The following is a 15023-nucleotide window of genomic DNA, read 5'->3' as shown; positions in this document are numbered from 1 at the left end:
TAATTTTACTATGGTATGAAAAATGCTAAGAATAAAATGACTCAAAAAGGATGACCTATGAAAAAAACAGTTTCAGCTTTAACACTTAGTTTAAGCCTATTACTCCCATGCGTAGCATTTGCCAAAAATAGTGTAGTTGTTGTGGCCACTGGTGGAACAATTGCAGGTGCAGGTGCAAGTTCAACCAACAGTGCAACGTATACCGCAGCAAAAGTTCCTGTAGATGCATTATTAAATGCAGTTCCTCAAATTCAAAACTTAGCCAATGTGACTGGTGTACAGGCGATGCAAGTTGCATCAGAAAGTATTACCGATAAAGAGTTATTATCTCTTGCACGGCAAGTTAATGATTTACTTAAAAAACCCGATGTAAATGGTGTGGTGATTACGCACGGAACGGACACGCTAGAAGAAACGGCTTTCTTTTTAAATTTAGTGATTCATTCAGACAAGCCAATTGTATTGGTTGGGTCAATGCGTCCAAGTACAGCGCTGTCTGCTGATGGTCCACTTAACCTTTATAGTGCAGTTGCACTTGCTGCCGATGATAGTGCAAAAGGAAAAGGCACTTTTGTGCTGATGAATGACGATATTTTCGCAGCACGTGATGTTTCAAAAACAATTAATATCCATACCAATGCATTTGCGAGCCAATGGGGTGCACTCGGCACCTTAGTTGAAGGTAAACCTTACTGGTTTAGAAGCACTACAAAGCGTCATAATACAAGCTCCGAATTTAATATTGAGAATATTAAAGGCGATAGTTTACCACTCGTACAAATTGTTTATGGCTCTGGCAATATGTTACCTGATGCATACACCGCTTATGCTAAAGCTGGAGCGAAAGCCATCATTCATGCTGGGACAGGGAATGGGTCGGTAGCGAACTATATTGTTCCAACTCTAATCGAGTTGCAGAAACAAGGTGTTCAAATTATACGTTCATCTCGTGTACCGCAAGGTTTTGTGCTTAGAAATGCAGAGCAGCCAGATGACAAATATGGCTGGGTTGTTGCACATGACCTTAACCCACAAAAAGCCAAATTACTTGCAGCCCTTGCTTTAACAAAAACGAAAGATACAAAAGAAATCCAACGTATTTTTTGGGAATATTAAGACCGAGAAATATGTTCTAATATTAAATTAAACATTTTAAAGAGGCACCTTATTTGGTGCTTCTTTTATTTGCAAATATATGTGATTTTTTAAAATTACATTAAGCCATAATGGTGGCGATACATGGAAGGAGACTGACCATTCCAACTGATAAATGCGCGCGTAAAAGCACTTTGTTCTGCATAGCCTAACATGAGTGCAATTTCTGCTAATGATAGCGTTTGGTCTTGAAGATAGGTTTTAGCTAATACAAAACGTGTGTCTGCGAGCAATGCCCTATAGCGAAAACCTTGTTCATCTAGCCGTCTATAGAACGTTCGCAGGGATAAATCTAATTGATGTGCAATATCTTCAGCACTACATCGGTTTTCCTCTATACCCGTTTTAATCGCAAGTTTGACTTGAGTGAGAAAGTCATTGCGTACAGAAGCATCATATTGTCCAGAGAAGTCAAGTAGCAACGCAGCAGCCTGTCGGTCATACAGGCTTCGAAGATAAGGATCACTGGTACTAATTTTCATTGCATATAAAGCACGAGGTAGGGTAATCCCAACTGCATGGGTTCCAAATTTCACAGGGCAACCAGCCAAAATTTCATAAATTTTAGGGTCACTGTCAGGCATATAAGGCAGTTCAACACATATCGGTGCAATATCACGTCCGATTAATGCCTGATAGAAACTAATAAATACCATGACACCAAACTCTCCCCAAATGCCATGGGTACTTGGGTCATTATGCCACCAGCGCATAGTGATTTCATGATCTGTTAATGCTAAAGAAATCTTGAGCTCTGAATCGACTAAAGTTTGATGATGGTGATAACGACCTAATGCTTGTCCTAAGCTTGAGCAGGTTACCCCCATATAACCGATCATTCCAAAATGTTCTGGCTTTAGACTTCGTCCAATGCGGAAACCCAGAGCTGGTTTTGGATAGCGTGTTTGAATAATGTCTAATACATTGAGAAAGTCATCTTTGGGCATGCGCCATGCGTAGCGTTCTTTGAGCTGTTCAATTTGAGCAATAAGAGTTGCATCCTGATAAGCATTGCAACTCAGATAAACCAGTAAGGTATTCAGAAAACTAGAAGAAACGAAGTTTTTTGACATATTTGTATTTTTACACGCTCTTTGGCACAAAATGTCAAATCGGTGCCTTTTTGTCAATACACCTTTTGCAGGCGGCATTAATATTTTAAGGGTTTAAATGGATGACAATAGGTATTGCAAGATGGCATATATAATTACGGATGCATGTATTGGTGCAAAACACACGGGATGTGTAGATGTATGTCCTGTAAATGCGTTTCGTGAAGGCGATGAAATGCTGTTTATCGACCCAGATGTGTGTATCAGTTGTAATGCCTGTTTGACCGAATGTCCTACACATGCAATTTATCCCGAAGCATCCGTCCCTAAAGATCAAATTCAATATATTCAAATCAATGCCATTGAATCTAAGCGTCATCCGATCATTACTGAACGTAAAGTGGATGCTGAACATCGAATAGCAGAAGCAAATGCGACTCAAAAGTCCACATTACCAAACAAGCGTTTTGCCATTATTGGTGCAGGACCTTCAGGTTTTTTTGCCAGTGAAGCTTTACTCAAGCAGTATCCTGAGGCAACGGTTGATCTGATTGAAAAATTACCGACACCTTTTGGATTGGTACGCTTTGGTGTTGCTCCTGATCATCCTGAAATCAAATCTGTTACGGAAAACTTTACGCGGCTTTTCCAACAGTATTCAAATTTAAAATTCTACGGCAATGTTGAAGTTGGTAAAGATATTGATCGAGATACCTTGCTAAAAAATTATGATGCCGTGATTTATACCACAGGTGGATCATCCAGTAAGCCTTTAGCCATTCAAGGTGGTTCAGTCACAGGTGTTTATGGTTCTGCGGCGTTTGTTGGTTGGTATAATGGTCATCCTGAGCAAATAAATCTAGCACCGCAGTTAAAGCATTCGCATATCTCTATCATTGGTATGGGAAATGTCGCACTGGATATTGCGCGTATTGTATGCCTACCTGTTGAAGAGTTACATCAAACAGATATTGCTGATCATGCTTTGCAAATGATTGCTGAAAGTGGCATTAAAAATGTCAATATTATTGCACGTAAAGGTCCTGCGCAGGCGGCATTTACGCCCAAAGAGTTACGCCAATTGATTGATCATCAAGGCATTTGTCTTGAGGTCAATCCTCAAGATCTTGATTTAGATCCAGCAATTGAGGTGATGTTGGATCTGCCAGAATACAGTGAAGCCAAAGAAAATATGATTTTGCTGCGTAGCATTCTCAAACGAGAAGTTCAAGCAGAGAAAACCATCCGTTTCATTTTCAATGCCAACCCAGAAGCTGTGATACATACTGATCAAGGCGTACAAGGTTTAAGTATTGGGATGAATAAAGTCACGTTAGATGCTGAACAAAACCTTATCGTTGAAGCCACGGGAGAAAGTCAGACACTGGAAACTGGTCTGATCGTGACTGCGACAGGGTATCAGGGCAAAGCAATACAGGGCTTAAAATTTGATGAGGTGCGTGGCACCATTGCACATTACGAAGGCAGAGCGCTACTGCCCAATGGTGATTTATCTGAAAAAGAATATGTTGCTGGTTGGATTAAGCGTGGTGCTAGTGGTGTGATTGGAACCAATAAGCAATGTGCTGTGCATACGGTAAAAACGCTTGTGGCTGATTTACATAGCAAGGACTTCAAATCTGAGGACTTAGAAGTTAGGAGCTTAGAAACTAGGGACTCAGTGCTTGGAAGTTTGGAGCATCCCAGCAGTGAAACACAGGCAATGGAGGTCATGTCACTTAAAAAGTACTTGAGTCAGAACAAAATCAACTTTTTTACATTTGCAGACTGGATTGCTGTAGACATACAAGAACTAAAACTGGGTCGTTCAGTGGGTCGTCCACGTCGTAAGTTGATTGATTTGCAAGAGATGATTCATGTGCAATCGACGAATCGAGAACAGATTGCTAAAGCCAACACGAATAATGACGTCGTTGCAACAATCAAAGTTTACGATGCTTCAAAGCCGATTCAGACACATCATCGTACATGTACATTATGTGAGGCGATGTGCGGCATTGTGGTCAAATATCAAGGTGAAAAGATTATTTCGATTGCGGGTGACCCACAAGATACACATAGTGATGGGCATATCTGTCCGAAAGGATATGCCCTACAAGATCTACATAATGATCCCGATCGTTTGAAAACACCAAAAAAACGTATTGGTGACCAATGGGTAGATATAGATTGGGAGGATGCGCTTGAAGAAGTCGCACAGCGCCTTGTAGATGTTCAGAAAAAACATGGTAATGATGCTGTCGCGGGCTACTGGGGCAATCCAACCTCACATAATATTGAAGTCATGATGAACATTGGACCCTTTAAAAAAGTACTGGCATCAAAAAATATGTATTCAGCCTCAAGCCTAGATCAGATGCCACATATGTTGACGTCATATTTGATGTATGGCCATAGCATGAATTTTACGATCCCAGATATTGATCGCACAGACTATATGCTCATGCTTGGTGCAAACCCTGCTGCATCCAATGGGAGCTTGATGACTGCAGGTGATATTTTAGGACGGCTGGATCGTATTAAGACACGCGGTGGAAAATTGGTATTGATTGATCCACGGCGTACAGAATCTGCCCGATACGCCAGTGAACATCATTTTATTAAACCTGGTAGTGATGCACTTTTTTTACTCGGGTTGATTCAGGTTATTTTTGCTAAAGGCTTGGTTCAAGTCCAGTCAAGACTGCCACTCAATGGAAAAATTGAAGATATTCAAAATTTAGTGAGTCGCATTCCACTGACCACAATTGCTGAGCTAACGCATATTCCTGTCACCGAAATCGAACGTATCGCTGTAGCGTTTGCAAGTGCGGACAAATCTGTATGTTATGGTCGAATGGGGATTGCAGCTCAAGAGTTTGGTGCACTCAATCATTGGCTCATTCAGCTTCTTAATATCATCACAGGGAATTTAGATCGGGCAGGTGGGATGATGTTTACAACGCCAGCAATTGATATGACAGATATTGCAGGTCGAGGTAGTTTTGCTAGTTTTCATAGTCGTGTACGCAAACTTCCAGAATTTAATCGTGAACTTCCTTCCGCAACTTTGGCGGATGAAATGCTGACACCGGGAGAAGGTCAGGTCAAAGCATTTGTGGTGACTGCTGGGAACCCCGTGATTTCTACGCCGAATGGTACCCGTTTGGAGCAGGCTTTGGCGAATCTTGAGTTTATGGTCGCCATTGATTTCTATATGAATGAGACAACAAAGTATGCCGATATTATTCTGCCGCCATGTGGACCATTTGAACATGCGCTATATGATTTAGTGTTTACCAATTTGGCTGTTCGTAATGTCACTCGATATTCTGAACCACTGTTTAAGAAAAAAAGTTTTATGCGCTCAGATGCACAAATTTATATTGCTCTCACACATCGCATGGAAGAATTAAAGGCAAGAAAGCAAACCGCTATCACCAAGTTGAAAATGAAACCAATGCATCAGATTAAATCGCTGATGACAATCGAACGTGTGATTGATTTGGGCTTGCGACATGGCCGTTATGGTGGTGGGTTTAAAAGTTTTATCACAGGCGAAGGTCTTACTTTAGAAAAGCTAAAAAAATATAAACATGGTATGGACTTAGGGCCTTTAGAGCCACGTATTCCTAATAAATTGTTTACGAAAGATAAAAAAATCCAACTTTTCCCAAAGCAATTTTTGGATGATCTCGACCGACTACACGACTACGTCAAAAGACATGAACATCTTCAAAAATTGACACTCATTGGTCGACGCGACTTACGTACCAATAATTCATGGATGCATAACAGTCAGCGCTTGGTAAAAGGTAAAAACCGTTGCGATTTATTTATTCACCCACAAACAGCAAATGACTATCGCATTACTCAGGGCGAGCAAGTATATATTTGCAGTGAAGTTGGTGCTTTAAGAGTCACCGTTGCAATTACTGAAGATATTATGCCAAATGTAGTGAGTCTACCGCACGGTTGGGGACATCATCGCAAAGGCATGCAGCTCTCAGTTGCTTCATCTAATCCGGGTATTAGCGTCAACGACATCACAGATCACCAATTCATTGATGTTTTATCGGGCAATGCTGCACTGAATGGCATTCCAGTTGAATTGCAGAAGATATTTTAAATACAAAAACGATAAAAGGGCATTTGAGTTTATTTGAATAAAGATTGCAATGATGTTGATAATTCATGTAAAAAATAAAGCCTTAGATGGAGATCCATAGAGAGAAAACTGGATGTCCTTTAGACTTGTATATTGTTGTCGTTTATGACTAAAAAAGATGCTATACATCTGCTTTTTAGATATTTTCTAGACGGTTCATAAAGTGAATAGGAACATATTATGTTGAATGCGAATAAACGTGCAATTGTAGTTGGTGCTTCAAGAGGGATTGGTTTAGGTTTAGTTCGTGAATTACTAAATCAGCATTGGGAAGTTATAGCGACCATTCGAGATATAAACCAAGTCTCTACAGAATTGAATCAATTGCTCATTGAGTTTGCAGACAAGCTTGAACTGGTCGAAGTGAATTTAAACCATGTGCAAACAGTTGAGTCTTTAACCCGCCAATATCATGAAAAATCAATCAATTTACTGTTGGTTTCGGCGGGTATTTTAGGGCCGGAACATCAACATGTTGAGAGTTGTACACCAAATGAAATTTCTCATCTATTTTGGGTAAATAGCATTGCGCCTGTGACAGTTGCAAGAAAGCTTCTTCCTTTAATGGCTGAAAAGAGTGTGATTGCATTTATGAGCTCTCGTATGGGAAGTGTAACTTTAAACGATGATGGAAACATGGAACTGTATCGTGCGAGCAAGGCGGCTTTGAACAGTCTTACACGTGGCTTTGCAGTAAATGAAGCCATTCCTGCTCAGATGGGTGTACTCAATTTACACCCTGGTTGGGTTCAAACTGAAATGGGCGGAAGTCATGCTCCTATCAGTGTGAAACAAAGTACCACGGGCATGGTTGCTGTGATTGAAAATTTTATGGGTAAAAACGAACAGCGATTTGTCGACTTTCAGGGCAATGAAATTGAGTGGTAATAGCACAGCCTAAATAATGAAATGCAGTTTCGCTTCTATTGAGGGACTGCATATTGTTTTTATTTCAAATAGAATCACAATATTTTAAACAGTGCGATAACCATTCAAAAATAGGTGCACTGTATTTTGCACGTTTTCGTGCAATAGCTCTGTATTTGGTAAATAAGACTCATCTCGAAGCAAATAATAATGTCCAAAAACACACAACTGAATAAATTGAATGGTTGCCATCCCGAGATTTTTAATATGATAGCCTTTCTGTTGATTGAGTTTAGCTAAGAATTCTTCGACAGGTTGACGGCTTTGCATCATCAGGGCGTTGATCATATCTGATAATTCTTGAATCCGTTGTACTTCAGGAATTGTCATCCGTAGTAACCGTATATTCTCCAAAGAAAACCAGCGTGTCGCAATAAACATGCCCAGTTCATATAAACTTTCGGCATCCACTGTTTTATTTCTAGACCAATCACGAATATCAGCTATATATTGTTCCACCCCTGCTTGAATCACAGCAATAAATAAGTTGGTTTTGTTTTGATATTGTCTATAAATCGTCAGTTTGGAAACCTGTGCTTTTTTAGCGATTCCTTCAATACTACTGGCTTGGAAACCATGTTCTAAAAAATAAACAGAGGCGATATTTAATAAGTGTTCATGCAATGCCTCAGAATCTTGTCGTGTCGGGCGTCCCGTCAATACCTTTTTTAATTTTGTACAATCATTTGTCATCTAGCTGGCTTTTTGATATGTCGTCTAAAGGTTCTATTAAAAAGACAATTAAAAGAATAATCAATCTCTGTTCGTATAATCATTCAACAAAACTATATATGAACAATGAATAACATTATCCCGATTAATTATTTTTGATTTAAAACTATTTCTCTTATTTTAAAAACATAAGTGAACGACATCGTTTACTTAAATTCTTATTATCAAATATCAAAAAACGATCAAGAAATTTGAAAATTTGTAATTTAAGTAAGCTCAATTATGTGAGAAAAATATGAGTGAATCAAAGCGACAAATAAAATTAGGGGCATTTTTACAGAGTGTGGGGCATCATCTAGCTGCTTGGCGACATCCAGAGGTGAATCCTGAAGACGTGACAAGCCTAGAACATTTAAAGAATTTGGCAAAAATTGCAGAGCAAGGCAAATTTGATGCTATTTTTTTTGCAGATGGTCTAGGTTGGCCACAAGCTGCACCGCATTTATTGGCTAAAGGAGCGCCTGCATACTATTGGGAACCTCTAACTGTTTTATCGGTACTGTCTCAAGTCACTGAGAAAATTGGCTTAATTAGCACGATCTCAACTTCATACTTAGCACCGTTCCATTTAGCCCGTTTATTTGCGTCTTTGGATCACATTAGCCATGGGCGCACAGGTTGGAATTTAGTGACTTCAGGCACTGACTTTGAAGCTAAAAATTTTAATTTAACTGAGCAAAACAAACATACAGAACGCTATTTACGTGCACGTGAATATGTCGATGTGGTCAAAGGTTTATGGGATAGTTTTGATGATGATGCCTATTTATTTGACCAAACATCAGGTAATTTTTTTGATGCAAGCAAATTGCATTATCTCAATCATCAAGGTGAGTTTTATTCAGTTGCAGGACCATTACAATCTGCACGACCAGTACAAGGTTATCCTGTCATTGTACAAGCAGGTTCCTCGGAAGATGGCCGCCACCTAGCAGCAGAGACTGCTGAAGTCGTGTTTACAGCTCAACAAACTTTAGAAGGTGCTCAGGCTTTTTATCAAGATATCAAAGCACGCGCCGCTGCTTTTGGTCGTGATCCAGACAGTATTAAAGTCATGCCAGGTATCATGCCAATTGTTGCAGAAACGTATGAGCAAGCACTGAAAAAATTTGAACAATTACAATCTTTAATTGATCCAGTTGTCGGTGTTGGTTTGCTGTCTGCATTTTTAGGCAATATTGACTGGGAAAAATATTCTTTGGATGATCCTGTGCCTGATTTTCCCGTGACAGAAGGTTGGCAGAGCCGTCAGCAATTATTGCTTGATTTAGCACGTGCAGAAAATTTAACCATTCGCCAGCTCTATAAAAAAGTCGCAGGGGCGAGAGGTCATAAAATTTTGATTGGCACACCAGTTCAAGTTGCAGATGAGCTTGAACATTGGTTTAACAATGGTGCAGCCGATGGTTTTAATATTCTAGCTCCGACATTTCCCATTGGTTTAACCGACTTTGTCGAACAGGTGATTCCTGAGTTACAGCGCCGTGGCCTGTTTAGACAAGAATATGAAGGTACTACCTTACGTGAACACTTAGGTTTAACCCGTCCACGGAGCCAATATCATGACGCAGCTTAACCTTAAACATGTGGACGTAGAACCCGCCGAATTTGCTAAAGTTGAGCAACCCACTCTCGACTATTTGTTTGGACGCAAAGTCACAGCGAAAGTCTTTTTTCTACTATGTTTATTGATGGTTTTTGACTTTGCTGATCGGATGATTATTGCCAGTATTTTGCCATATATACAAAAAGACTGGGGTATTAGTGATGCACAGGCAGGTTTACTGAGTTCTATTTTGACTTTGGGCATGGTTTTGTTTGCTTTTCCAGTATCCATGCTAATTGAACGCTATGGCCGTATTAAAGTTGCCAGTTTGATGGGAATATTCTGGGGTATTGCGTCTGCTTTAGGTGCATTCAGCTCTAGCTTTTCTCAGTTAGCTACCACACGTTTATTTGTGGGTATCGGTGAAGCGGCGTATGCCCCAGCTTCATACTCGTGGATAAGTACCGCATTTCCACGCCGTCGATTACAACTAGCACTCGGTATCTTTTCTGCCAGTCAACCGATTGGTATGGCGGTCGGTATTGCCTTTGGTGGCTATGTGGCACAGCATTATGGTTGGAGACATGCGTTAGGGTTGCTCGCAATTCCAGGAATAGTTGTTGCATTTCTGTTGTATCGTGGCCGTGATTATCAAAGTGCTTTAGTTCATGAGCATGTTGTACAAACCAAGCAGGCTCAATCTGGAACGTCTCATTCAGAAATATCTTTAGCTTCTTCTGTGCCGTCTCGCTGGACCTTGATCAAGCAGAATTGGAACGCGATTCGGCACACGCCTTCGTTGTTACTCACTTATGTCACTATGGCGGTCGTTACCTTACAGTGGATTCCTGTGGTGTTCTTTTTGCCAAGTTATTTACACCGTGTGCATCATTTAGAATTGGCGCAAGCTTCGCTCATGACCAGTGCATTTTTATTGGTGGGTATTCTTACTTTACCGCTCGGTGGTTGGGTTTTAGATCACCTGACACAACGTTTTTTTAAAGCAAAATTCTATGTTTCACTGGTTGGCTATGCTTTAGCTACAGTATTTTATGCAATTGCTTTTGGATTTTTGACAGATTTAAAACTGCAATTTGGTCTGATCGTTTTGGCAGGGGCAGTTTTAAGTTTTTGCAGTTCTGGCCCATTGAGCTTGACCCAAGAGTTAGTTCCTGTCTCTGCCCGGACTTTGTCAGGAACAACTTCTGTGATGACGATCCACTTATTAGGTTCAATCCCGGGGCCATTTATTGCTGGTTTGATTTCTGATGCCTATGGCATCTCTGCTGCACTTACAGTGCTTCCAATCATCAGTGGAATAGTTGCACTAGGGTTATTGGTCGCTGCTTTGTATTTTTATCCAAAAGACATTGCCAAAGTTAAGCACAGTCATTTCGAGGTCTTAAAACCATGAGTGTCGAAATATTATTTTTCTTCAACTATTCAATTGAACGGTTACAAAAGCACATACAACTTGAGCGATGTTGATTCGCTTAGATACTCAAAAAACGTTATTGGATCATTTAAATATTATTTTTCAATCGAAAAGTAAGAGCAGTTTTTGACTTCTAAAATGGTCCATTTTCACAGTACATGCACTTAAAACACAATTTTTTCGGGGTAAATCATGAGTTTAAACACATTGAAAGTAGCAGTATTTCGCGTGGTCGCATCAAGACCATTTATATTCACCACACTGTCTGTTGCAATCGCGGCAGCATCACAATGCCTTTATGCAGAAGAATCACAGACTGACGTTGAACATCTAAAAGCCAGTGAGCAAAATGTAGATGCGATTCAGCTTGAAACAGTTACAGTTACTGCCCGTAGACGGGTGGAAAGTGAACAAAAAGTTCCAGCACCGATTACCGTGCTGAAAGGTAAACAGCTTGAAGAAGCCAAGATTTATCAGGTACAAGATTTACAACAACAATTGCCTAACTTCACCTCACAATTTATTCATGCGCGACAATCTAGTGTGGCTGTGCGAGGGATTGGCAATAATACTGCCAATGAAGGCTTGGAAGGCAGTGTAGGGATTTACTTGGATAATGTTTATTTAGGGCGACCGGGACAAGCGGTATTTGACCTATTAGATATTGAACAAATTGATTTACTGCGTGGGCCACAAGGAACTCTATTTGGTAAAAACACCACAGCAGGAGTTTTAAATATTACATCGAAGCAACCCATTTTTGATCGAGAAGGGAGTGCTGAAATTTCGGTAGGTGAGCGTGGCTATAAACAAGCGAAGGCGACGATCAACCAACCTTTGTCTGATACTGTAGCTGTTCGATTATCGGCTTATGGAACCCATGATGATGGTTGGGTTGAAAATACTCATACAGGTGAAGATCTCAATGAAATTAATCGCTTTGGTGCGAGAGGACAACTTTTATATAAACCTGACGATGCGTTTAGTCTAAGAATTATTGCTGAGCATAATAGCGAAGATTCAAGCACAGGTTCTTTGGTGCCTTATAGCTTTGCGCCTTGGAATCCAAATGGAAATCCAGCTAGCTATTTACCGTTAGGCGTAGCAGGTTCAAATGCAACAACCTATGCAGAGCGTGCTAAATTGCTCGGTGCAAAAAATATTGACCGTAATCCCTATGATTATAAAGTCGACTTCGATGCCGAACAGCAATCTAAAGTAGACCAAAGTGCTGCTTCTGCAGAAGCCAACTGGTTGTTTGACAATGGTTTTAAGCTAACCTCAATTACAGCATGGCGAGATTGGAATTTTAAACCCAAGAATGATTTAGACTTTACCCCTTTAGATGGTATTACAGGTGGCTTTGAAGTTGAGCAAGATCAGTTTTCTCAGGAAGTCCGCCTAGCCTCACCAAGCAGTGATACTTTCGACTATGTCGTCGGGGGTTATTATTTCTATCAAGATATTAGCAGTAACAATGCATATCGTACGGGGGCGGATGCAGCAGCACTCACAACGGCCTATCCGAACAATGCCTATCTCTCAGGGACAGGTCGTTCAACCACTGACAGTTATGCTTTATTTGGACAGTCGACATGGCATGCGACAGACAAGTTTGATTTAACCACAGGACTCCGTTTAACTTCCGAACGTAAAAGTGGCGAAGTTCAACAAAATAACGTTGAGCCTATTATCTATGCATCACTAAGCCCTTTATTTAAAGCATTTAATTCGGGGCCTTTATCAAGGAAAGACAACAGTGTTTCGGGGTTGGTGACAGCAAGTTACGCGTTTAAACCCAATATTTTAGGTTTCGCAACTTTCTCTACAGGGGAAAAATCAGGCGGCTTTAATATCAATAGTGTTGCCACGCCTGCTGCTATTCTAGGTAATGATGCTTTAAATATCGACTCAGAAAAAGCCGAAAACATTGAAATTGGACTAAAAACTACATGGTTAGATCAGCGCTTATATGCAAATATCAACGCCTTTTATACCAAAATTAAAGACTATCAGGCTGTCACCAATATTGCTTTAGGCAACCAGTTTTTAGGTCTGTTGACCAACGTTGGAGATTTGACCAGTCAAGGTGTCGAAATTGATTTAAAGGCGAAACTGAACCGTCAATTTTCCCTAAACTTCAATGCCGCATATACGGATGCAACTTTTGATTCGGGAACAGCACCGACACCTTTTGAAGAGTTTAATGGTGCCGGGGGGACAAGTGATAGTGGCTATGGCAAAGGTTACCGTAATATTTCGGGCAATCGCGTCAATGGTGCGCCACGTTGGACGGCAAATTTGACTGTTCAGCATCAGCATGACGTGTTTGCCAATGCACAGCACTATAGTTTAGTTAACTATGGTTGGCGCTCAGAGACTTTTTCAGATGTAAACAATTCAATTTATTCTAAAATTCCAAGTTATGGGGTATTGAATTTAACCACAGGTATTCGTATTCCTCATGGTAAAAACGACGTCGATATATCTATTTGGGCAAAAAATGCCTTGGATAAACACTATTACTTAGGTTTGGTTAATTCTGGAAATGGTGTTTATGCAGGCTCTGCTGCACAACCTCGAACAGTAGGGGCAAGTATTAAATACAGCTTTTAGTTAATGGCTTTCTTGCATCAGTCATTTTTTGAGCTGTATTAAAATCACAATGAAAGTTCCTTCTCCTTTTTAAAGGAGAGGGCTAGGGAGAGGATTTTAGGAAGAATCCGCCCTCATTCTAAACTTGTGAATATAATTTACATATTGACGATGCCGAACTTTCATAAAAAGTAAGATCAGATTTGGGAATATAGTCTTTAACATAGTATTTATTAAATTTAAAGTCAGCCACTGGATCTAAATAAGATCTAGAAAATAGTTACGATGAATACTGTCCTGCGGTAGCAATTCTAGTAGACGTTGTACAGCATCAATCCGGTCATGTGTCTGCCCAATAATTCGTAGCAGTTGATCTATATCTTCCATTTGATAAATCAACTGGCTTAAACGAGCATCAAAACAATGCCTCCATGTGCTGAGTAAAGGACTTTCTGATTTAGATAAAAAGCTCCCTTTATATAGCGAGAATGTACTGGCAATAAGATTTGCATTCAACGAGTGTTCAGCACGTAAAAAGTCACATTGAACCTCGCAGGTGAGTTTATAAATACGTGCCTCAATGCAATGCGGAAGCAGGCTACGAAGTTGTGAAAGCTCAGCTTTGAGGGTTTTTATACTAACATTACGTTCACCATAAAGGGCATAGTGTAATTCGTCTAAACCAATACCATAAGGATGCAAGGCTAAAATGCAGAGTATTTCAATTTGACGGTGACTCAAGTTCAATGTATGTCCATTAAATTGGACCCAAGGTGAACCTAGTGCTTTAATATATAAAAAATTTTGCTGTTCAAATTTGATAGCCCGCTGTATTAAGTCTGAACAGCGTTCAACGGCAAGTAGCCCTAAAGGGGTATGTTTTTTATATTTTGTGGAAAGATTAATAATGCCATGAAATTGACCTGATGTTGGATCCCAGATCGGTGCGGCATAACAGACCCAGTCCCGAACACTATCCATTTGGTTTTCATGAGAATAGACACAACTTGACCTTTGACTGTTTAAAGTCATGCCAATGGCATTGGTTCCAACCGCCTGTGTAGACCAGTGTCCACCCTCAATAAAATGAACCTGTTCAGCAGAAGAGAGCATTGCGGAACTACTCCATGTCCATAAGAGAGTCCCTTGATGGTCCGTCAAACCAATAGCCATGTCAGAATCATTGGCTATTCTTAATAAATCAGCATAATTGTGTTGGATAGAGCGACGAAATAAAGAGGTTTGATCCTCTTGTGGCAAAGCCAAAACAGGGGCGGCATGAACGATGTGCTGATTAATTAAATGGGTTGTTTGCAGCTTCTTTGCAGATGCGGTATTGAACAGGTTCATATCATATTCCTTTATGATGAGACTGTAATATTTTTAAACGTTATAGATCAGTTTTCAGATTAT

9 protein-coding genes are annotated in these 15023 nt (G+C 40.2%); 6 read left to right on the top strand and 3 right to left on the bottom strand.

Annotated elements, in window-relative coordinates:
• Positions 1 to 57: 57 nt before the first annotated feature.
• On the top strand, positions 58 to 1116 hold the full coding sequence (locus ACE01U_RS08185) for an asparaginase (protein ID WP_395579158.1): 1059 nt from the start codon (positions 58 to 60) through the stop codon (positions 1114 to 1116).
• Positions 1117 to 1211: 95 nt separating this feature from the next.
• Here the strand turns inward: ACE01U_RS08185 and ACE01U_RS08180 are convergent, their stop codons facing one another.
• On the bottom strand, positions 1212 to 2228 hold the full coding sequence (locus ACE01U_RS08180) for an AraC family transcriptional regulator (RefSeq protein WP_171494555.1): 1017 nt from the start codon (positions 2226 to 2228) through the stop codon (positions 1212 to 1214).
• A 121-nt stretch (positions 2229 to 2349) separates the two neighbouring features.
• Between ACE01U_RS08180 and ACE01U_RS08175 the strand changes: the two genes are divergently transcribed.
• Both ACE01U_RS08175 and ACE01U_RS08170 read left to right on the top strand, forming a co-directional pair.
• Positions 2350 to 6336: a molybdopterin-dependent oxidoreductase gene (locus ACE01U_RS08175; protein ID WP_395579157.1), complete on the top strand. Its 3987-nt coding sequence runs from the start codon at positions 2350 to 2352 to the stop codon at positions 6334 to 6336.
• A gap of 219 nt (positions 6337 to 6555) precedes the next feature.
• The gene (locus tag ACE01U_RS08170; protein ID WP_171405802.1) at positions 6556 to 7263 is read left to right on the top strand and encodes an SDR family oxidoreductase; all 708 of its coding nucleotides are present in this window, start codon (positions 6556 to 6558) and stop codon (positions 7261 to 7263) included.
• 84 nt (positions 7264 to 7347) lie between these two features.
• Here ACE01U_RS08170 and ACE01U_RS08165 read toward each other — a convergent pair whose 3' ends face one another.
• Positions 7348 to 7995, bottom strand: a complete 648-nt coding sequence (locus tag ACE01U_RS08165; RefSeq protein WP_086210522.1) for a TetR/AcrR family transcriptional regulator — start codon at positions 7993 to 7995, stop codon at positions 7348 to 7350.
• 274 nt (positions 7996 to 8269) lie between these two features.
• On the opposite strand from ACE01U_RS08165, the gene ACE01U_RS08160 reads away from it, so the two are divergent.
• The 3 genes from ACE01U_RS08160 to ACE01U_RS08150 all read left to right on the top strand — a co-directional run bounded on the left by ACE01U_RS08160 (position 8270) and on the right by ACE01U_RS08150 (position 13631).
• Positions 8270 to 9610, top strand: coding sequence for an LLM class flavin-dependent oxidoreductase (locus tag ACE01U_RS08160; protein WP_151706993.1), 1341 nt, complete (start codon positions 8270 to 8272; stop codon positions 9608 to 9610).
• Positions 9597 to 10994, top strand: a complete 1398-nt coding sequence (locus ACE01U_RS08155) for an MFS transporter (protein WP_395579156.1) — start codon at positions 9597 to 9599, stop codon at positions 10992 to 10994. The genes ACE01U_RS08160 and ACE01U_RS08155 overlap by 14 nt, the downstream gene beginning before the upstream one ends.
• A 213-nt stretch (positions 10995 to 11207) precedes the next feature.
• The gene (locus ACE01U_RS08150) at positions 11208 to 13631 is read left to right on the top strand and encodes a TonB-dependent receptor (protein ID WP_395579155.1); all 2424 of its coding nucleotides are present in this window, start codon (positions 11208 to 11210) and stop codon (positions 13629 to 13631) included.
• Between the two features lie 237 nt (positions 13632 to 13868).
• On the opposite strand, the gene ACE01U_RS08145 is transcribed toward ACE01U_RS08150, so the two are convergent.
• Positions 13869 to 14960 (bottom strand): transcriptional regulator, encoded by a 1092-nt coding sequence (locus tag ACE01U_RS08145; protein ID WP_395579154.1) that lies wholly within the window; start codon positions 14958 to 14960, stop codon positions 13869 to 13871.
• Positions 14961 to 15023 lie beyond the last annotated feature (63 nt).

This window comes from Acinetobacter halobius (assembly GCF_044130335.1).
In the GTDB taxonomy this organism is placed as follows: Bacteria; Pseudomonadota; Gammaproteobacteria; order Pseudomonadales; family Moraxellaceae; genus Acinetobacter.
The sequence above is the reverse complement of the archived record's forward strand: the minus strand, read 5'-3'. Positions and strand labels throughout refer to the sequence as shown.